At 72.5% G+C, this 19,894-nt stretch carries 11 protein-coding genes; 7 read left to right on the top strand and 4 right to left on the bottom strand.

From position 1 onward, the window contains the following. Positions 1–40: 40 nt before the first annotated feature. From ACFWRV_RS07770 to ACFWRV_RS07760, 3 genes are all read right to left on the bottom strand, one after another. A complete protein-coding gene (locus ACFWRV_RS07770) occupies positions 41–646 on the bottom strand; it encodes a TetR/AcrR family transcriptional regulator (protein ID WP_384329762.1) in 606 nt (201 codons plus the stop codon). Between the two features lie 84 nt (positions 647–730). Further along, complete coding sequence (locus ACFWRV_RS07765; RefSeq protein WP_384329759.1) at positions 731–1,951, bottom strand: metallophosphoesterase; 1,221 nt, start codon at positions 1,949–1,951, stop codon at positions 731–733. Positions 1,952–2,363: 412 nt separating this feature from the next. Next, positions 2,364–3,014: a hypothetical protein gene (locus ACFWRV_RS07760; RefSeq protein WP_384329757.1), complete on the bottom strand. Its 651-nt coding sequence runs from the start codon at positions 3,012–3,014 to the stop codon at positions 2,364–2,366. Between the two features lie 577 nt (positions 3,015–3,591). Between ACFWRV_RS07760 and ACFWRV_RS07755 the strand changes: the two genes are divergently transcribed. From ACFWRV_RS07755 to ACFWRV_RS07745, 3 genes are all read left to right on the top strand, one after another. After that, positions 3,592–5,205: a S8 family peptidase gene (locus tag ACFWRV_RS07755; RefSeq protein WP_384329754.1), complete on the top strand. Its 1,614-nt coding sequence runs from the start codon at positions 3,592–3,594 to the stop codon at positions 5,203–5,205. Positions 5,206–5,587: 382 nt separating this feature from the next. Further along, positions 5,588–8,449: an ATP-binding protein gene (locus ACFWRV_RS07750; protein ID WP_384329751.1), complete on the top strand. Its 2,862-nt coding sequence runs from the start codon at positions 5,588–5,590 to the stop codon at positions 8,447–8,449. Positions 8,450–8,732: 283 nt separating this feature from the next. Next, positions 8,733–9,623 (top strand): S1 family peptidase, encoded by an 891-nt coding sequence (locus ACFWRV_RS07745; RefSeq protein ID WP_384329748.1) that lies wholly within the window; start codon positions 8,733–8,735, stop codon positions 9,621–9,623. 210 nt (positions 9,624–9,833) lie between these two features. Here the strand turns inward: ACFWRV_RS07745 and ACFWRV_RS07740 are convergent, their stop codons facing one another. Further along, a complete protein-coding gene (locus ACFWRV_RS07740) occupies positions 9,834–10,046 on the bottom strand; it encodes a hypothetical protein (RefSeq protein WP_384329745.1) in 213 nt (70 codons plus the stop codon). Positions 10,047–10,156: 110 nt separating this feature from the next. Between ACFWRV_RS07740 and ACFWRV_RS07735 the strand changes: the two genes are divergently transcribed. From ACFWRV_RS07735 to ACFWRV_RS07720, 4 genes are read left to right on the top strand one after another with little or no spacing between them, the layout of a single operon-like run. After that, positions 10,157–10,960, top strand: coding sequence for a DUF6338 family protein (locus tag ACFWRV_RS07735; RefSeq protein WP_384329742.1), 804 nt, complete (start codon positions 10,157–10,159; stop codon positions 10,958–10,960). A gap of 5 nt (positions 10,961–10,965) precedes the next feature. Continuing rightward, positions 10,966–12,216, top strand: coding sequence for a hypothetical protein (locus ACFWRV_RS07730; RefSeq protein WP_384329739.1), 1,251 nt, complete (start codon positions 10,966–10,968; stop codon positions 12,214–12,216). Then, on the top strand, positions 12,200–15,322 hold the full coding sequence (locus ACFWRV_RS07725) for a CHAT domain-containing protein (RefSeq protein WP_384329815.1): 3,123 nt from the start codon (positions 12,200–12,202) through the stop codon (positions 15,320–15,322). The genes ACFWRV_RS07730 and ACFWRV_RS07725 overlap by 17 nt, the downstream gene beginning before the upstream one ends. Before the next feature lies 1 nt (position 15,323). After that, entirely contained in the window at positions 15,324–19,670 is a 4,347-nt protein-coding gene (locus ACFWRV_RS07720; protein ID WP_384329736.1) for a Clp protease N-terminal domain-containing protein, read from the top strand. Positions 19,671–19,894: the final 224 nt, after the last annotated feature.

Below are 19,894 nucleotides of genomic sequence, written 5' to 3'. Positions count from 1 at the left end.
GGGCACGCCGGGTTCGGGGACGGGGGACGGACGGGCCGGGTCAGGCGGCCGCGCCCGCGCACCGCAGGGCCACGGAGGCGAGGCCGGCGACGAGCCGGTCCGCGTCGTGCGGGCCCGAGGTGCTCAGCGGGTACACCAGGACCTCGCCGATGGCGCCGGTGAGCGCCGCGGCGGTGATCTCCGCGTCCTGGCCGGGCAGCCGGCCCGCGGCGACCCCTTCGTCGATCACCGCGGCGAACAGCGCCCGGTAGCGGCGCCGGAAGGCCAGGCGCTCCGTACCCACCGCCGGCTCGGCGGGCGCCGCGAGCAGCGCGTACGCCAGGCCGTGGTTCTCCAGGGCGCGGCGGGCGAACACCTCCACCCCCCGGCGCAACCGGTCGGCGGGGTCACCGCCGCCCTCCAGCACCTCACCCAGCACGTCCGCCTCGCGCTGCGCGGCCCGTCGGAAGACCTCCACGGCCAGCGCGGACTTGGACGAGAAGTGCTGGTAGACGGAGCCGGCGGCGATGCCGGCCGCGTCGGCGACAGCGGTCACGGACGCCTGCGCCCAGCCGACCTCCGCCACGACCTCGGTGGCGCAGACGACGAGGTGCTCCCGGGCGGCTTCGAGCCGACGGATTTCGGCGGGGGTCTTGCGGTAGGCCATAAAAGAAGTGAACCATCATTCAGAGGTTCGCGCCATGGCCCGGCTTCCCCGCCCCGGCTCGCCGGGCGCCGCCCGCCCACCGCCTCAGGACGGGGTGGAACCCCGCGGGGACCGGAGGACGAGCAGGGTGATCTCGCTGGGGGCGAAGACACGGAAGGGCGGACCCCAGAAGCCGGTGCCGCGGCTGGTGTAGAGGAGCGTGCGCGCGCCGTGGCGGCTGAGGCCGGCGACGGCCGGCTGGTCGAGGCGGACCAGGTAGTGGAACGGCCAGATCTGGCCCCCGTGGGTGTGGCCGGAGAGCTGGAGGTCGATGCCGTGGGCAGCCGCGCGGTCGATGAACTTAGGCTGATGGGCGAGGAGCAGGACCGGGAGATCGGAGTCGGCGCCGTCGAGGGCTCCGGCGAGGTGGGCGCGGTGGCCGGCCAGTCCGGAGGACTCGGCGGTGACGTCGTCGACGCCGGCGACCACGAGGCTGTCACCGCCACGTTCGAGCAGCAGATGCCGGTTGCGCAGCGGCTCCCATCCCAGCTCGTCCATCAGGTCGACCCAGCCCTGGGCCTCGCTGTAGTACTCGTGGTTGCCGGTGACGTAGACGCGGGCCCGAGTCGCCTGCACGGTACCCAGCGGGGCGGCCTGGGCCCGACGGCGTTCGGCCGTGCCGTCCGCGATGTCGCCGGTGTGGCAGACCAGGTCGGCCTCCAGGGCGTTGACCCTCTCGCAGACGCGTGCGGACCAGCGGGCGCGGTCGAGCGGCCCGTAGTGGGTGTCGGTGATCAGGACGACCCGGGTGCCGTCCAGTCCGGCTCCCAGACGCGGGAGCAGCACATCGAGCCGGCGGACGCGTGGCACGCGTCGGGCCTCGGCGTACCCCCAGGCGAGCAGCGCGGCGGCGACGCCGAGGACGGCCCAGGTGACGATGCGCGCCCGGTCCTGCCCGTCACCGACGCCGGCCACCGTCAGGGCGAGCCGCAACAGGACGCCGAGCAGAACGGACCAGGTGAACAGGACCCATATGCTGCCGAGCAGCGTGTCACCGACGATCGCCGCCCGGTCCTGCTGGCGCCGGCCGTGGCCCCACGCCATCGCGAGCGGCATGCCGATCAGGCCGAGGGCGAACAGCGCGGTGCCGATCAGCGTGACGGGGAGCGGCCAGCGCTGCCCGGTGTGCAGGAGAACCCAGCACGGCACGGCCCACAGCAGGACGGGGGCGACCAGGGGGATGTAGCGCATCAGGCGCTGCAGTCGGCCCCGTGGCTCCCCTCGCGCCGCGCTGTCGGCGGATCGGGTATCGCTGGTTTCGGTCACGCTTGCCCTCCTGAGGTTCGGCCCGGCGGAGCCTGCCCGTGGCGGGGCCGGGTGGTGGCCACGGCACAGTCGTTGTACCAGCCATCCGCCCGCGGTCCCGTCAGGATCCGCCGCCCATGCCTTCATTCTGCTCCGGTCTCGACCGCCGGATTCTCTCGCAGGACGCGTGGCCCGCTTCCGGGGGTCACCTCCCGACCCCGCTGGGTAACCGTCACACTACGATGGGTGTACGCACCGATCCTGGGAGCACTCGTGCCGGATCACACCCCGGACCATCCACCGAAGACGCCGCCACCGCCGCAGCGCCCCGCGCAGCCGCCGCGCCCCGCCACGGGCCGGGTGACGAGGAGCGTGATCTTCCGGCCGAGCGGTCGATGAGCACGCGTCCCGGAAATCGATGAAGGTACCGGCCTCAAGGGTGAGCTGGTCCTGCATGACGCCACAGCTTTCGAGCCGAACGAGTTCGCTCCGCGGCGCCATCGGGCCAGACCGCCACGAGGTCCGCGTATTCGGCGAAGCGAGGGCCTGGAACCGTGTCGTGGACCGACTCACCGTTCAGCCAGCAGATGTGGAAGGTGTCGCTCTCGGTGTCGAGCAGAGCGCACACTCCGCCGCAGGCGGCCGTGAGGCTGGTGAACACGGCTCTGACGCTTGCGGATCGCTCGAACAGCCGGCTCATCCCCGACGTGGCTGCGGTGAACTCCAGTGACGCGAAGCGAGGGTGCGGCACGGGCGCGAACTCCACCGTGAGGTAGACGTAACCCAGCCCGACTCTCCCGGACGCGTCGGTTTCGTACTCACGGTCCGCGCAGTACTCGCGCACGGCGTCGTCGACGCCGAACAGGATGCACGTGTCGAGTTCAAGCTTGTCGCCTGCGGAGCAATCAACCGGCTCACTCGTGAAGTTCGAGGTGAAGGGGACGTCGAGCCGGGCACCACCGGGCATCGTGACCGTGAGCGGCGTCTCCCGGCGGGCCGGCGGCGCCAGTTCGGTGAGCTCGATCAGCGCCCTGCCGACGTCATGAGCGGGCACGAGGATCCGGTAGCTGTAGTCAAGGCCCATACGCCTCGCCCCTTGTCGTCGAACGGGATCTTCCCTGGCATGCCCGCACGTGTTCGGGACCTGGGCATTGTCCGGGAGGCATGCAGGGGCCTGCGAACCGTTTTCTTCCTCGATCGGCTTCGATCGGCTTCGATCGGCCTCGAAGCGGTTTTCGCAGCGGTCTTTGAAGTCGTCTTTGTAGCGGGCCGGACGGCGCCGCGGCGCGAGGTTTTCGGCGTGCCCATTGCCGCAGCCGTCGCGCCCCCGTTCCTTTAGGTAGCGCTACGCATTGATAGGCGCCGTCCGAGCGCCGCAAACTCTGGGTGGCCGGAACACGTCCAACGGCAGGCGAAAGAACCCAGCTCACCGCCTGCCGCGCATGCGGGGTGTACGGCTGCCTCAGCCCCGCCGGCAGGCGTGAATCGGCACTACCGGGCGGAGGGGCGACGGCCTCCCGCGTGGCAAGCCCCATGACAGGTCATCCCTGCGGCCGCCCGACCTGACCTCCAGTCACCATGCCTCTTCCGTGGTGCTGCATGCCGAGCGGTCCACCCCCACCAGGCCCGACCGGGCCTGTGACGCATCATGAGGAGAAACTGTGGATCGTCCAGCTCGCACCTTGCGGAGACTGCTCGCCGTCGGCGCCAGTGCCGCCCTGCTCATCGGCGCCGCCTCGACCGCCGGGGCCACGGCCGCGCCCGTACCGCCGGGTGGTGGCGAGGGCCGCATCGTCGGTGCGGATCGCCCCGGCGCGGTCGAAGGTTCCTACATCGTCACGCTCAAGGACTCGGTCGCCCGCGCGGAGATACCCTCCGTCGCGAAGTCCCTGTCCGAGCGCCACGCGGGCACGGTCAGAAACACCTACACCACGGCCCTGCGCGGCTTCTCGGTGAAGATGAGCGAGGAGAAGGCGAAGCGACTCGCCGCCGACCCCTCGGTGGCCCGGGTCGAAGCCGACGCCGCTGCCTACGCCACCGGTACCCAGCCCTCTCCGCCCTCCTACGGCCTGGACCGCATCGACCAGCGCAGCCTCCCGCTGGACAAGAGCTTCACCTACCCCAGTGACGCCTCCGACGTCACCGTCTACGTCGTCGACTCAGGCGTACGCCTGAGCCACAGCGACTTCGGTGGCCGGGCCGCCAGCGGCTACGACTTCATCGACAACGACTCCAACGCCTCTGACTGTCATGGGCATGGCACCCACGTCGCCGGGACCGCCGCCGGCAGTTCCTACGGAGTCGCCAAGGCCGCCAAGATCGTCAGCGTCCGCGTCCTGAACTGCCAGGGCTCCTCCGGTACCACCTGGGACCCGGTCCTCCGCGGCATCGACTGGGTGACCAAGAACGCCAAGAAGCCCGCCGTGGTCAACATGAGCGTCGGCGGCGGCAAGACCCAGTCCATCAACGACGCGATCAACAACTCCATCGCCTCCGGCATCACCTGGGTCGTCGCGGCAGGGAACAACAACGCCGACTCCTGCCAGTACTCGCCCTCGTCCACCCCGGCGGCGATCACGGTCGGCGCCACGAACAGCTCGGACGCCCGCGCCAGCGGCTGGAGCAACGGCCAGGCCTCCAACTACGGCACCTGCCTCGACATCTTCGCGCCCGGCGACAAGATCGTCTCCACGTCCAACGCGGGCGACAGCGCCAACCAAACCATGAGCGGCACCTCCATGGCATCCCCGCACACGGCCGGTGCCGCCGCGCTGCTCCTGGCCGCCACCCCGTCCCTCACCCCGGCCCAGGTCCGCGACAAGCTGGCCGCCGACGCCACCCCGGACAAGATCAGCGACGCCCGCCCCGGCTCACCCGACCGGCTTCTCTTCACCGGCGCCGGCGGCGGTGAGGACCCCACCGATCCCCCCGGCAAGAAGTTCGAGAGCACCGGCCAGGTCCAGATCCGCGACAACGCCACCGTCGAGTCCCCCATCACCGTGACCGGCATCGACGGCAACGGCCCCGCCAACCTGGCGGTCACCCTCGACATCCGCCACACCTTCCGCGGTGACCTCAAGGTCGAACTGCTGCCCCCGGGCGGAGGCGTGGCCGTGCTGAAGAACTTCAACGCGAACGACAGCGCCGACAACGTCCAGGGCACGTTCACGGTCGACGCCTCCGGCAAACCCGCCAACGGCGTCTGGAAACTCCGCGTCACCGACAACTGGGTCAACGACACCGGCTACGTCAACTCCTGGTCCCTCCAGTTCTGAACCAGCCGGCCCATCCCGGCCGCCTCACCCGGCCCTCGCAGGGACAACTGCGCTGACCGGCGTCGGCGGCTCCCTCCGAAGCTCCGGCCGGCCCCGGAAGCGTCACCCGGTCCGGCGACCGCTGCCGGGGCCACTCCACCGGACTGCCGGTGATCCACATCCCGAACCCCGGTGGATCCCGGCACACCCGGCCGGCGAGCCTCTCCGCGAACCTCACCGGCCGGGGAGGGAGACGTCTGCGGCGCCCGCACGTGCGCCGCAGACGTCCCTCCTCTTTCCACCGCTGTCGGGACGGGCCATCATGAGGCCGTCCGGCGGCCCGGCCGCGTTGGCCCGCCTGTCCGCCATCCGCCGATGCCGCCCCGGGGTGCGGAAGGAAGCCGTGAACGCCGAGCCGCCGCCCTCCGCCCCCGGTGTCCTGACAGGACGCTCCGCCCTTCTGGCCGACCTTCGCTCGGAGATCGACCGCGGACCCGCCGTCGTGGTGATCACCGGGGAGGAGGGGGTGGGGAAGACCCGGCTCGTACGGGAACTTCTCCGACGGACCGGGTCACCGGGCGCCGCCACCCTGGTCGCCCGCTGCCAGGAGTCGGACGCGCCCTTCCCGTTCGCACCGCTCATCGAGGCGCTGAGCCCCTTCGGACCACTCCCTCCGGACCTGCCTCCGGTGACCGGGGCCCTGCGCGGGCTGTTGCCCGACCTCGCGGATCGCCTCCCGCCCGCGCCGCCTCCCCTGGGAGAGCCGCACGCCGAACACCACCGCGTTCTACGCGCCCTGCACGCCTTGACGGCGGCCCTGGGGGAGGCCGTTCTGGTCGTGGAGGATCTCCAGTGGGCCGACGAAGCCACCCGCGCCTTCCTCCGCAGGCTCGTCTCCGACCCGCCGCCGCGCCTGGGACTCGTGCTCACCGCCCGCAGCCACACCGTTCCCCACACCGATGCCGAGGGAAGCGACGGGCTCCCGTTCCCGCTGCGCACCCCGGCCCACGTCACGCTGGTCGAGCGGCACCTCGCACCGCTGTCGGCGGCGGAGACCGGTGCGTTGGCCGCCGGCCTGCTCGGCGTGCGGGCGGTGCCGGAGGACTTCGCCGACCGCCTGCACCGGTGGACGGGCGGCCTGCCGTACGTGGTCGAGGAGGTGCTGCGCGGGCGACCCGCCCTCGCGGAGTTCCGCACCGACGCGACGGGGGAGCCGGAGCCGCCTCTGCCCGCGTCCGTGCGCCGTGCGGTGGTGGAGCGGCTTCGTCGGCTTCCCCCGACGGCACGGCAGGTGGTCGCCGCGGCGGCGGTCCTGGGCGACCCCGCGCCGGTGGAACTGCTGGTGGCCGTAGCGGGGTTGGACGAGATGGGGACGCGTCGCGCGCTCGCCACGGCACTCAGGGAGGGCGTCGTCCGGGCGGCGCGCGGCTCCTACGCCTTCCCCCACGAGCTGGCGCGCCGCGCCGCGTACGAGGCGGTCGCCGAGCCGGAGAGGCCCGTTCTGCACCTGCGCGCGGCCCGCGCCCTGGCCCGGCACACGAGTCCCTTCCCGTTGGCGGGGATGGCCGAGCACTACCGGCGCGCCGGCCGCCGCACGCAGGCGGCGCGCTGCCGGGAGGCGGCCGCGGACCGGGCGGCCGGGAACGGGGACGCGGGTACGGCCACGGCTCACTACCTCGACGCCTTGCGCGACGGCCCCTCGTCCGTCGCCCGCGACCGGATCGCGCTGAAGCTCGCCCGCGTCGCGCTGAACGCCCGGCCCGGACCCCAGGTGCCCGCCGCTCTGCGGCAGGTGCTGGACCAGCACTCCCTGGGCCCCGGCCCGAGCGGCGAGATCCGGCTGCTCCTGGGCCTGTTGCTGCGCAACCAGTCGGGTTCCGGGCTGGAGGCGCTGGAGGAGATAGCGCGGGCAGTCCCCGATCTCCTCGTCGTCTCCACCGGGCAGGCCGCACGGGCGCTGGCGATCACGGCCATTCCCTCCCTCAAGGGCTGGCCGGTCTGCGAGCACCGGCGGCTGCTGGCCGAGGCGGAGCGACTGCTGCCCGAGGTCGAGGAGGAGGACCTGCGCTCGGCCGTGCTGGCCAACCGCGCCACCGCCCTGGCCCTGATGGGCGACCCGTCGGCGTGGGACGCGGTGGCCGACCTGCCCGTGACCATCACCGGTGAGGCGGCGGCGAGGGTGCACGCCAATCTGGCGGGCGCGGCGACCTCCCTGGGTCACCCGGAACGTGCCCGTGCTTTCCAGGCCCGGGCGTGGCAGGCGGTGCGGACGAACCATGCCCCGTACCTGGAAGCGTTCGTCGAGACCACGGATGTGGTCACCGCCTTCACGAGCGGCCGGTGGAAGGGGCTCCTGAGCCGGGCCGAGCGTGCCGAGGAGCAGTACGGGAACGTGCCCGACTTCCATGCCGAGGCACTGCTGGTCTGCGGACTGCTACGCCTGCACACCAAGGGGCAGACGGACGTGGCGCGCCGTCTCCTGGACCGGGCGGTTCGCGCGACCGCGCTGGACACCGGCGTCGTGCTGACCGCCGCCGCGGCCGCCGTGGCTCGGGTGCATCTGGCGGCCGGCCGCCCTCCGCAGGCTGTCCGGGCGGCGGAGGAGGCGCTGCATCACATCCGCCGTACGGGTGCGTGGGTGTGGGCCTCCGCCATCGCGCCGCCGGCTGTCGAGGCCCTGATCCGGGACAGCCGCCCCGGAGAGGCCCACCACCTCGTCGCGGAGCTGGCCGAAGGCATCGCCGACCGGGACGCACCGGCAGCCGGGGCGGCCCTGTTGACCTGCCGGGCCCTGCTCACCGCCACGGACGGCGCACCGGCCGGAAGTGGTTCATCCGATGCGCTGTACGTGGCCGCCGCAGACGCCTGGACACGGCTGGAGCGACCGTACGACGTCGCGTACGTGCAGGAGGCCCGTGGGCTCCACCTGCTGGCCTCCGGTGATCCGGGCGGGCGCACGGTGCTGCACGAGGCGATCGCGGCCTACCAGGACATCGACGGCGTATGGGATGTGCTGCGATGTCAGCGCGAACTGCGGGAGCACGGCCAGATCGCCGTCCGCAGACCCGGCGCGCTGGGGTACGGGGACCACCTCTCGCCCCGGGAACGGGCAGTGGCCCGGCTCGCCTCGCGCGGCCTGTCGAACCGCGAGATCGCGCGCGAGCTGGTCCTCTCGCACCGGACGGTCGAGCACCATGTGGCACGTGCCCTGCGGAAGCTGGGGGTATCGTCCCGCACCGAGATCGGCTCGCAGCTCGGACGGTGACGGAACGCGTGCCGCCCTCGGCCGTCCGCTGGTGCTCCGCCGCTCGTTTTGCGTCATCCCCCCTTCCCTTTTTGGTCATCAATCCACCACTTTGGCGGTGTCTTGATCTCGCCAGTCGGCTACTTTTCGGCCAGCCCTTGTCTCGGCGGTCTTGTGTGGGTGCGGCGGCCTGTCCAGCATGAATAACGTTGTCAGGGACACGTCGGCTTGATCGTGCTTCTGATGACGAGTCATGGGCGTCCACCCAACGCCCCGAGTTCCCCCCACGATCTGGAGGACTACAGTGCGACTCTCTCACCCCCACAGCCTGTCGAGACGAGCACGACTCATCGCCGGGGCCACCGGCCTCGCCGCCGTCGCGGCGCTCGCGGTCCCCGCCGCCACCGCGTCCGCCCAGCCGGCCCCGAAGACGTTCAGCGCCACCGAGCTCAACCGGACGGCCGACTCCGTGCGCACCGCCGACATCGGCGGCACCGCCTGGTACGTCGATGCCGAGTCGGGCAAGGTCGTCGTCACCGTCGACAGCACGGTCAGCAAGAGCGAGGTCGCCACGATCGAGAACGAGGCCGGGGCGAACGCCGGCGCCCTCGTGGTCAAGCGCACCCCCGGTGAGTTCTCCAAGCTCATCGCGGGCGGCGAGGCCATCACCACAGGCGGAGCCCGGTGCTCCCTGGGCTTCAACGTCCAGGACGGCGCGGGCACCAAGTTCGCCCTGACCGCCGGCCACTGCACCAACATCGGCAGCTCGTGGTCCATCGGCACCACCACCGGATCCAGCTTCCCCGGCAACGACTACGGCATCATCCGGCACTCCGACCCCGGCGCGGCCGACGGCCGTGTCTTCCTCTACAACGGCGGCTACCAGGAGATCGACGGCGCCGCGGACCCCTCGGTCGGCCAGTCCGTCCAGCGCAGCGGCAGCACCACCGGCCTGCACGGCGGCTCGGTCACCGGCCTCAACGCCACCGTCAACTACGGTGCCGACGGCATCGTCTCCGGTCTGATCCAGACCAACGTCTGCGCCGAGCCCGGCGACAGCGGCGGCGCGCTCTTCTCCGGGAGCACCGCGCTCGGCCTCACCTCCGGCGGCAGCGGAAACTGCTCCTCCGGCGGCACCACGTTCTACCAGCCCGTCACCGAGGCGCTCAGCGTCTACGGTGTGAGCATCATCTGATTCCCGCGCCGATCGGGGCCTTTCCGTACGGGCCCTGAGCACTGTCCCCGCCAGGTTCGTCGGCGGGGACAGTGCTCGTTCCGGCGCAACCCCAACAGCGGCGTAGCTTCGGGAGGTGGGCCCGAACGCAGCTGACGCGGAATCTGCCGGGCCGGGGCCGTCCGCGCACGGTCTCTTCCCGCCCCGGCCGTCGCGTCACAGCGTCATGGGTCATCGCGTCTTCGGCGAGGGCGGGGGAGGCGGGGGAGCCGACGCGCGCGGGGGCTTCACCTTCGGCACCGGATCGCCGAGCGGGTCACCGAGGGGGCCGTCCCAGTCGTCGGTCTCCGCGTCCGGGTCCGCGTCGAGGTCCGCCTCCGGTTCGACCGCGGTGGCAGGGGCGCGCTGGGGAACCGATCCGAACTCGGCTTCTTCATCCGGCACTTATGGCTCCTTGAGGAGTGCTAGGAATCTCTAGGCGCATATTAATGACCGGCAAGTCGGTGAAGTATGACTTTACCTACGTTCGGTTCGGTTCGCCCTGAGGAGCGCTCATGCCAACGAACGTCGCCGGCTTCGTCATGCTCGTGGTGCTCGCTCTGCCCGGTTACGTCTACCACCAGGCGCTCGACCGGCATGTGCCGAAGCGGGTGCACACGTCGTTCATGGAGCTGGTGTCCATCCTGTTCGCCAGCGTGGTCGTCGATGCCGTGACGCTCGCCCTGCTGACCGCGGGTTCAGGCCTCGGGCTCTGGTACAGCCCGGCGTTCCGCACGCTCTACCGGGACCCGCATTCCTATGTCGCCGACAACTTCACGGCGGTCTCCCTCTGGTCCGCCGCCGCTCTCACGCTCGCGTGTCTGATCGGATACGGCGTGGGCGCGGGCCGTTGGCGCGGCCTGCTCCCGGACGCCGTACGGAACCGGTTGCAAGCGCGGACCAGACGGCTCGAACCACAGCACTCCGCCTGGTGGCTCCTGTTCAGGGAACATCCCGACACGGACGTCTACGTCGGCTGTGTCCTGGATGACGGAAGCTATCTCGCGGGGCAGTTGCACAGCTACAGCCGGGTGCCCACGGAGCACGGCGACCGCGAGCTCACTCTCAGGGGCGACATCTCCTACCGTCCCCCCGGTGACGACGTGACCGTGGTGCTGCCGGAGGTCAACGCGGCCGCCGTCAGCGCGCGACGGGTCACCTTTCTGACGGTCAGCTACGTGGCGCGGGCCGAGGAGCCGCCCGAGCCACCCGCCGTGAACCCGCCGATCACGAACTCGCCGGTCACGAACTCGCCGGTCACGAGCCCGCCTGCCGCCTCCGTCGTCCCCGGCGCCTCGACGAGTCAGGGGGGACCGTGACCGTCATGTTGAGTGAGCAGTGGGGCGGCTGCGAAACGAGCGACGCGGTCGCCGAGTTGCTGTTCCGTTCTCGCGCGCTGGCGGTGGAAGAGCGTTCGACGGAGGTGCTCGGCAGCCATCTCGTACGAGCGGTGAGAGAAGCCCTCGGTGGCCCGAAGACCTCTTCCTCGCGCCCCCTGCGCGATGCCCTGGAAACCGTGGGTGTCTCGTACGAAGCGCCGCCTCAGCCCACGCCCACGCCGACATCAGTACCCACGCCGACGGGCGATCAGGGTCATATGTCCCGCCCGGACGTGCCGAACCCGCCCGTGCCCGGCGTCGAGCTGCGTGCCCTGCTGGGCACCTTGGGCGCCTGGGCCGGCCTGACGAGCGACACTCGGGCGACGAGTCTTCATCTGCTCGCGGCCCTGGTCGAGGACTGCCCGGAAGCGTCGGAGTTCAGGGAGTCGGGGCTGACAGCCGATGTCGTCCTTCGCGCGGGCGCCCGTCACCGGCACCGCGCGCCGGGCGCCCACACCGACGAGGATGCTGCCTTCACTCCCGCACGCCGGACGACGACCGATCTGCTCACGGTGGAGAGACCGCCCGACATCGAGGAACTGAGGCGGCACACCCCCAGATTCCTGCCGCCGAAACTGACCCGGGGCAACGACCGCCTCCTGCCGAAGTTCGTCCCACGGCACAACACACCCCGCGGCGTACGACGGATGCGTCGGCTCATGTGGGCGCTGCAGCTGGACGAGCTCGTCTGCTGGAGCACGATCCTCGCCCTGGTCGCGCAGGCGCTCGGTCACGGACTTTGGTGGCTGCTGCTCTGTACCTTCCTGGTCCAGCGCCGGGCGTTCATGGTGCTTCCGCCCGTCTGGCTGATCATGAAGGCGACGGCCGTGCTGCTCGCCCCGACGCCACTGAACTACGCGGTCTGCTGCGCCGCCCTGACGGACCTCCTCCACACGTGCGCCTGGCTGCGTCTGAAGCGGCTGGACCTGGGGCCGAGCCCGGACTGCGCTTCGACTGGTTCGCACGACAGGGCCTGGAGGCCTGGGCGAAGGACGACCCGGCGGAGACGGAGACGAGCCGATGAGCGGGAGAGGAAGGGACGGGAGGCGGACATTCCGCCGGGCACCGGAATTCGAGAACGAACAGGCGGCGCTCGACTGGCTCGCCCGACGCGGCGGGCCGCAGGATCTGGCGGCCGAGGACCTCGTCGCGCCGATCGACCTGTTGCTGACCAGACGCATGGCCCCTCGCCATGAGCCCCTGACCGGCCTCGTGGAGACACTGGCCGTGATTCCCGCGATCGTGCGGGACTTCCGCGCACGGCGACGACACCTGACGACCCGGCACCGTCTCGGCCTGTGGTTGGTCGACGCGCAAGGAACGTCCGCCCGCAAGGAGATGCTCCATCCGACACTGCTCCGGCTGGCGGTCGGGCTGACGGCGGCGACGCTCACGCTGCTTCTGGAAGGCACCGGACCACGGGAACTGCTGGCCGCCTCGCTGGTCTTCGTCGCCGTCAACCTCCTCACGATCCGTAACGTCCGGTGGGCCGCCGGACCCGCTGTGGCGGCCGTGGTCGCGCTCCCCGGCCTGTGGTGGCTGCACATACTCGCGATGCTCACGGCGTTCCTCATGCTCAGCGCATGGGACATGGGGCGGATCATGTGCCACCCGTGGTGGGTGCGCGGTCCCGCGCTCGGGTTCGTACCGCTGCGGACGCGGCTGACACTCAGGGCGCGCCGGCAGTGGTCGTCCTTCGCGACAGCGGTGGATCTCGCCTGTCACGGACGCGCCGACACGGTCGCGCCCTTCGTCGCCGCGCTGACGAAACGGCCGGTGCCGAAAGCCTGCGAACCCGTGCTGCTCATGATCAGCGCCAGGCAGCAGTTGTACGCGGAGGATCCCGCGGGCGCGCTGCTCACGGGGAGGGAGGCCGCCGAGGCCGCGCGGAACGCGCCGGAGCCGATGCGCGGCTGGTGTCTGGCGGAGCTGTCGCGGGTGTTCGCCGCCAACGGCGAGGCCGAGCGGGCGGCGGCGATGAGCGCCGAGGCCGTCCGTCTCCTGCGAGGACGCCGGTGCCGTACCCACCGCAGGCGGCTGATCCTCGAGGAACTGGAGCGCGGGATCGGCGAGAAGCCCCCTCACGAGGCACTGCGTGACATCCACCGGATGCGACGCACCGCTGTGCGCTGCGGCGACGAACTGCTGCTGCTCAGCACGGAACTGTGGCTCGCCCGGCTGCTGACGGAGGCGGGGAACGACGAGGGCGCCCGTCATTCCCTGCGGGGCGCCCACGCCAACGACGCGCGGTCGGACTTCCTGGTACAGCCCGAAGAGGCGGCCCGCATGCGGCTGATGTCGGCGTCCGCCCTGGTCGACCGGGAGGAGACCCGCGACGCCGCCCGACGGGACGCGTTGGCCGCCCTGGCCCAGGTCGACGCACGAACCAGGCCGCTCGCCGCCGCTGCCGCGAGACAGGTGCTGGCCCGCGCGGACGAGAGGGACGGGCACGAAAGGGCGGCGCTCGCGCAGGCGGTACAGGCGCTGCTGGCCGTGCACGACACCCGCTACCGCGTGGGTACGGCGGAGGGGCGCAAACTCTGGGAACAGATGCAGCTCAGCGCCTACGCCACTGCCCTGCGGCTGTCCTCGGGGCGGGGCAGGACGGCGAGCCCGGTGGTCGCGGAGATCGTCGAGACGGCGCGGGGTGAGGTGCTTCCCCGGCGCATGGACGATACCGAGCTGGCCCGCCACAGCGCGTTGCGGGAAACCGTGCGCGCCGCGCAGCTGAGGGGCACCGGAGGAAGCGGCACGCTCGCGGCCGAGAGCGCCGAGAGCGCCGAGAGCGCCGGGAGCGCGGAGAGCGCGGAGAGCGCCGGGAGGCCGGCCGGCGAGCGGCCCGCGAGCGACGACGGCGCGGACCGGCCCGGTTCGGCGGCGCTGGCGGAGATCGGACTGAGCCCGGTGCGCAGGCCGCCGACGATGGTCGTGGCGGGATCGCGACGGCTGCCGCCCAGGGCCGGAACGGTGGAAGAGCCTCCCGGAGCCGGCCCGGAGGAAGCCGACTTCGACCTGGACCGGGCCCTGATCGCGATCGCGGGTCGCTGCTGGTACTGGAGCGCGGTGACCGTACAGGACCGCTACTACTGGACCGTGCGCTCACCGTCGGGCGCATGGTCGCACGGCTGGGAACAGCTGGGCCCGGGCACCGAGGCCGCGCTCGCCGACGCGGCGTTGCGCGAGGCCTTGCCGTTGCCGCGGGCCGGTGAGGATCCCGGGGAGTTGCGGGAGCGGGTCACGGGCGGCGCGCTGTCGGCACCGGCGGGCGACGGCTCCGAACTCGCCCTGCTGGGGCGGGTGGCCGCGGCCTTCCTGCCCGAGCCGCTGGCGAAGGGCCTGGCCTCCCACACCGGGAGTACGGCCTCCGTCGTCGTGGCGCTTCCGGCCGTACTGGGCCATCTGCCGGTGGCCGCACTGCCGTTGGCGCCCGGCCGTGACCGGCGCGTGGTCGATGTGGCACGAGTGATCCACGTACCCGCCTGGGCGGTGATCAGCCAGTGCCTGGCACGTCCCGCGGGCCGGCTCAGGGCTCCCTGCGATCTCCAACTGGCCGTGCTCAGGCCCGATGCCGCCGAAGAGGAGACGACCGGGGACACGGCGGCCGACGTCACCGGCCGGGCAGGCGTCAGCGGGGAGCCGCCGAGGCGCGACACGCTCGCCCTGCGCCTCCCGGCACCCGCACGACGGGTGTTGCGCGGACCGGTCACCAAGGAACAGCTCACCCGCGCACTGCGACAACTGCACGACCTGGACGAGCGTGAGGGACTGCTGTACCTCCTCGGCCATGTCGGGGTCCGTCCGGGCAATCCGTATCTGAGCGGACTGCGTGTCGCCCCGACCCCCGGGGACGGCACCGAGCCGGGCGGTACGGCGATGCTGTCGATGGCCGACATGCTGGGCAGCCCCGACGGCGGTTCCGATACGGCGGCCGAGGCCGGCGTCTCCTGCCCCGTCCCCCGTAAGGTGCTGGCCGTCGGCTGCGCGAGCCTCGGGCTGGAGCTTCCCTCCTCACGGGACGGAGCGGACACGGTCCATACCCCGGTCAGCGAGTGGCTGGGCCTCGGCTCCGCGCTCCTGCTGGCCGGAGCCGACCACGTCATCTGCACGCTCTACCCGGTCCTGCACCCCTCGGACCAGCTGGAGGCCGCCGCGCGGCTGCTGACGCGGCGGCTCTGCGCCGGCGCCTCCCCGCCGGACGCCCTGCGCGAGATGCAGCTCGCCCACCTGGACCGGTGGCGCCGGGGCAAGGGCGGCAGGCCCTTCGTCTGGCAGGCCTTCGCCTACACCGGGACAGGAGTCTGAGGTGCGCTACGTGTGGCTGACCGCCCGCTGGGGCCCGATGGCGGCCGTCCTGGGGTGGTTCGAGGTGCGCCACGGGGAGCCCTGGTACGTCACGGCCTGCCTGGCGGCTGCCGCACTGGCACGGCCAAGGACCTTCTACCTCGGTCTGCCGGCGGCGTGCGCCGCCTCGTACCTGGGCGCACCGCTCTGGCTGGTGCTCGCCGCCGCGTTCTACCGGCTGCTCTACGAGGTGCCGCTGGAAGGGCTGACCACGCGCTTCGTGACACCGCCGGTGCGAACCCTGCCCCTGACGCCGCGCCTGAGGTGCGGCCACGTCCTCAAGGGGGCGACGAAGCAGGCCGACACCGACATGCGCGAGGGGCGGCCCGCCTCGGCGCTCGACCGTTACCTGCGGCTCCTGGCCGATCACCCGGCCCCGTACACCGATCCGTGCGTACGCGTCCTGCTGGCCAGGGCCGCCGAGGCAGCCCTGCGGTGCGAGTGCCCGCAGATCGCCGATGAACTGGCCGCCGGAGCGCTGCGCGACCTGGCGGCGGAGCCGGAGGGGGACCTCGCGGTCGTCGCCGCACGGGCCGGTGCCCTGCGGGCGCAGGCCCAGGGTGAGCTGGGCGACCGGAAGGCGGCGGCTCTCACCTTGCGCCGGGCGCAGCGGGTCCCCCACCGGGACGGTCCGACCGGCGAACTGGTGCGGACCGCCGCGCTCGGAGTCCACTTCCACGACACCCGAACGGGAGCCACCTGCGACGAGGAGCAGAACACCGCTGCCGGGCTGCTGAACGAACAGCGGCTCAGTCCCGGCAACAGAAGAGTCGCGATCGCCGTGCACATGATCATCGGTGGTCGTCTGCTGGGGGCGGGGCATCCCGCCGAGGCGGTGACGGCGTTTCTGCAGGCCGAAACGAGGACGGGCGTTGATGAGCGCACCTGTGGCGACGACTCGGCGTTCCTGCGGTGGCGCCACCGGATCGGACCACGCTGGCGGGGCGCCGTACGGCTGTGGCTGGCGGCGATCTGTGAGCAGATGCGAGGCCAGATCGCGAACGGGCAGCAGGTCGTCGGCGCCCTCCACGAGGAGTACGAGCACTGCGTGGCCCTCGCCCCGTCCTTCGAGGACCCGCTGCTGACCGCGAGACTCACCGCGTACCACCTTGCCCTGGATCCGGACAGCCCCGGCGACGAGAGGGCGGCGATCCGTCACCTGATGGAGTCCCGGCCGTTCGTCTTCGCCGACCGGGCGGCCCAGGGCAGGTGGGCCGCGCTGCACGAGGAGGGAGGCACCGCCGACGACCTGGCCTGGTGGACACGGACCGGTGACCGGGCCCGACTGCTGGAGGCGGTACGAGAGGCGGACACCTTCTTCACGCGTCTGATCGCGGTGTCCCCGGACGTGTTCGGCGCGATGCACGGCAGGGCCGTCGGGACGGTGGACACCCTGTTCGGACTGCTGGGCGAGCCGGTGCCACGGCGGATGCCGGAGGAACCCTCCGGCACGGTCTCCCCGCCCGTGCCCGAACCCGCGCCCACGCGGTCGTCCACCGCGGAGCGGATCACGGCGGTTCTGGCCGGTTCGGCCAGGCGGACGCAGCCGGATGCGCCGACTCCCCGCCTCCCCGACGCCGCCCGACCCTCCGCATCTCCCGCATCCCCCGCATCCCCCGCGCGATCCGACCGCCCTGCCCCGTTCTCCAGCCCGCCCCCGCCCGCCACACCTCCCGCGGCTCCGCTCCCTCAGGGCCGATTCGGGGCGCCTGACTGGCTGCCTGCCGCCGAGGCCCTCATCGGCGGGCAGTCCTGGATGCTGCTGACGGCGGTGGCCGAAGCACATCTGCTGGGGCACAGCCGTGTCGGCGCCGAGCACCTGCTGCTGGCGGTCCTCGACGACCCGCTGTGCGCCGCGCTGCTGGAGCCGTTCGGCGTCGGTCGAACCTCGCTCCGGACGGCGGTGGCCGCCGTGCTGGCCACGAACCCGCGCACCCCCACCGCCGCGACGCTGGCCGGGCCCGCCCGCACAGCGCTGCTGGACGCGGCGGCGGAAGCCGGGCGGCACCGTGCGGCCGGGCGCCGTGGAGAGCGAACGGCCCGCCCGCTCCACCTGCTCGTCGCTCTGCTGCGGCAAGAGACCGGAATACCCGTGTCGCTGCTCACCTCCGTGGGCGCGGATCCTCGAGAGATCCTGGCCCGGGCAGGCCTCTGGCTGTACGCGGATCACACGACGGCTGTCGGCCCGCCCGAGCGGTGGGCCCTGGGGCTGCCCGACCCGCGTCCGTTCACGGACCGAGCGCGCGCCGTGCTCTTCGAGGCGGCGCGTGCGGCCTGCTCCGCCGGCCCCGCGGCCCTGCTGGGACTCCCGGAACTCTCGGCCGCCATCACCACGGAAGGTGTCGCCGGGCACCCGGCGGACATACCCGACCGGCTGGTGGTGCGGGTGACACACAGCGGCCGGCACGCGTGGGATCTGGCGCGGTCCCGAGCCCGCGGGCTCGGGCATCCGGGAGTCGATCTCGACGACCTGGCGTGGGCGGTGGAAAGAGTGACGGCCGGGCGGGTTACGGACACGTCAGGGGACGGCGGCGCCGCTCTCCCTCGCTGGGGCGGGGCCGTGCAGGGTGCGCTGGGCTCGGCTTCGGCGGCCGCCGAAGCCGATGGCTACCCGTACGTAGCCCCCGAGCACCTGCTCGCCGCTCTGGAGGCGGAGCCCCGCCCCTTTCCGGTGGTGCCCTTGCCGTTGACGCCTCTGAGTGCGCGCGTGCTCGCGGTGGCGCGGGCGCGGGCGGCAGCCCGGAAGCGGCCGCTGTGCGAACTGGACGACCTGCGGCACGGTCTGAAGGAGGCCGGGCTCCGGCCGACGGCCGACGCCGAACCCGCCCCCGTCGAAACACCCTCACTTCTCACACCCGGTTTCGAGCGCGCCATGCGGCGGGCCCTGGAGCAGCGGGAGAGGGAGAGCAGGCAGGCCGCGACCCGCGCGGACGTCGCGGCACTGCGACGAGCGCTGCGGCGGCGTACCGAGTTGCTGCGCTTCCTCGCCTTGGCCGACCCCCGAACGTACGAGCCCCAGCTGGTCGAGGCGCTGGCAGCGACCGCGCATCAGCTGGGAGCGGGCCCGGTTCTCGACGCGACGTTACGGCAAGCAGCCTCCCGGGCCCGTGGCGTCCGCGCCCGCACACCCGGCCCCGCAGGTCTGCTCGCGTACGCGCGAACCCTGGCGGAGATGGGAACCTGCCTCAGTCGGCTGGACCGGGCCGGGGCGGCGGCTCCCTACTTCGCGGAAGCCGCCCAGGCCCTGCGGGCGGGCGAGGACGAGGCGTCGGACAGCCTGCTGGGCGTAGCCCTGCTCCAGCACGCCAGGTGTGCCGTCTCCGCGACACCCGCGGCTGCCGTGGAGCCCCTGATGGAGGCGGCAGGCCACTATTTGACAGCCGCGGCCGACGGTGGGACGTCCGACGGAGCGGCCCTGCCCGAAGCGGCGCTCTTCGCCATCGGGGCGCTCTCGGACCTGAACAGACCCGAGCAGGCGCTGGCGGTCGCCACCCGCACCCTGCGGGTCCCCGGCTTCTCCGGACGCGACCTGATGGAGGTTCATCTGCGGCGGGCTGACCTCCTCCGGGTGCTGTACGCGGCGGACCTGGGCGTCGCCGACACGACGGCCGCGGTCCTCCTGGCGCCCGACGATCCGTACCCGCTGTTGCGTCGGGGCGTGCTGCTCATGGACCTCCGGCGCTGGGACGAGGCGCTCGCGGACTTCGACCGGGCGGCGGATCTGGCTCCGCTGTACCCCGCCCCCAGGCGCCTCCGGGGGCAAGTGCTCGTTCGGAGAGGCGACTTCGCCGAAGCCCTCCCGGTCCTGGACGACGCGACGAGGAACTTTCCCTACCCCGAGCCCAGCAGCGACGTTCTCTGGGCCCTCGCGGCGGCGCTGCGGGCCACTGGCCGAGTCCGGGAGGCCCTGCGCGTCGCACGCGCCGCGTACGCGCAGGCGCCCGAACTCCCCTGGTTCCGGTACCAATACGCCCTCGCGCTGCACCTGGCGGGGTCGGTCCGGCTCAGCAGACTCCAGCTCGGCGGAGCGATCAGGAAGGAGACGGAACGGCAACGGGGGGCCGCTCGCTCCAGTGTCGAGGCAGGCCGACTGGCGGGGAATCTCGCGGTCTACTTCGCCGCCCTGGGAGCAGCGCACCAGTCCCGGAAGTGGCTGCGGACCGCGCTGGCGAGCATCCATCATTCCTGGGCGCTGGCCGAGCTGAGAGCCGACCTCGACGAACTGGCCGGCACGATCCCCGCCGCGGCCACCCTGTGCGTGGAGCTCGTGCGCGCGCTGGACGCCGACGAAGCCGAGAGAACCAGGTGATCGAGGGCAGGTTGTCCGGCCCGGTTGTCCGGCCCTGTCCGGATGAGGGAATACCCGCCCCGGGCGGGCGTGCGGAGCTGACCTGTCGGACCGTCCGCGCGAGCGCGGGGAGCAGTTCGACCTCGCGACGCGCCAGCGACGACCGGATCCGCGCCGCCGATTTCACGCGGGCCCAGGCGGTGTCGTCGAATACTCAGCGTGGAGGGCCGTTCCCCGCCCGGAAC

This window comes from Streptomyces sp. NPDC058576 (genome assembly GCF_042718715.1).
Taxonomy (GTDB): domain Bacteria; phylum Actinomycetota; class Actinomycetes; order Streptomycetales; family Streptomycetaceae; genus Streptomyces.
The sequence above is the reverse complement of the archived record's forward strand: the minus strand, read 5'-3'. Positions and strand labels throughout refer to the sequence as shown.